Origin of the sequence: Teichococcus vastitatis, assembly GCF_003604215.1 — a bacterium.
In the GTDB taxonomy this organism is placed as follows: domain Bacteria; phylum Pseudomonadota; class Alphaproteobacteria; order Acetobacterales; family Acetobacteraceae; genus Pseudoroseomonas; species Pseudoroseomonas vastitatis.
Map to the genome: position 1 here is coordinate 1 of NZ_QXGS01000160.1, position 1,212 is coordinate 1,212.

The 1,212-nt window shown below is 62.7% G+C and carries 1 pseudogene; it reads left to right on the plus strand.

Annotated elements, in window-relative coordinates:
* Nucleotides 1-1,212, plus strand: a pseudogene (locus D2K64_RS24865) (hypothetical protein); the annotation flags it as partial.

Genomic DNA, 1,212 nt, shown 5'->3' on the forward strand with positions numbered 1-1,212 from the left:
CGCTTCGGCAGCATCCTTGCTCCCACCGACCCCGATGGCCGTCCCCGCTCGCTGACCTGGCGCGACCTACGGGCAACCTCTCACAATTTGGCTGGTGAGTTTGGCATACCAGCCGAGTTGTGGGTCACAGCGCCCTGCGCCATCCGGATCATGCAGAAACTGGCACCGGGTGCCGAGATCCTGTCCAGCTTTCTGCTGCCCGATCTCGGTCGAGTGCTGCAAGCGGCAGATGATCTGCCTGATGCAGCAGCAGCCTATCTTGGTCTACACCCGCCTGATCAACCCTGGGACGCCCTGACCGACCGGCTGCGACTGTCCTCCCTCCTGCAACCCAGCCTGTTTCCCTTGGGCCGCTGGCCCGGTCCTGGTCTGCATCCTTTGACACTGCTGCAGCAGGCAGCCGTTAACGCGATCACTCGCGATCTGCATCGCGGCGGTCTCATGGCGGTCAATGGCCCTCCAGGTACCGGAAAGACAACCCTGCTGCGGGATCTGGTCGCGAACGTACTGGTATCCCGTGCCGAGCTTCTCGCGGGTCTCGATGATCCAAGGAGCGGTCTAACAGGGCTCAACCTGATGGACTTCGCCGTGGTGGTGGCCAGTAGCAACAATGCGGCGGTGGAGAACATCAGCCTGGAACTGCCGCTGCGCAGCAAGGCACTGGATGAGTCACTCTGGCACGACGAGAAGTTGGAGTATTTCGCGCCCACGGCTGACGCCGTGCTGGGCATCTCCTCGGCAGCACCGGATGCGGAGCGGGCCTGGGGGCTGATGGCGGCGCGACTGGGCAGCGCCAAAAACCGGCGTGCCTTCTTTGACAGGTTCTGGTGGGATGCCGATTGGGGGCTCAACGACTGGCTCAATCTTGTCGGCTGGCCCGATGCCCCGCAGAACCGAAGCAAGCCACTCGGCAAGCTGGCTCGGCGCGACCCACCACTCCGCTCACCTGAGGCGATGGCCGAATGGCGGAAGGCTCGTGACGTTTTCCGGCAAGCCCTGCAACGATGTCACCGCTTGCGAGCAGAGCTAGAGGACATCAGCAAAGCTACATTGCGGCTTGATCAAGTGGAAGCGCAGCTGCCCGCCGCTGAGGAGCATCTGAACACCACCAGCAGGACTCTGGCCTCAGCTGAGCGGGCTGTCACTCAGGCAGAACATGATCACAACGAGCATGCCAGGCAAGAAGCGGCCGAAACTGACAAATTGACCGCG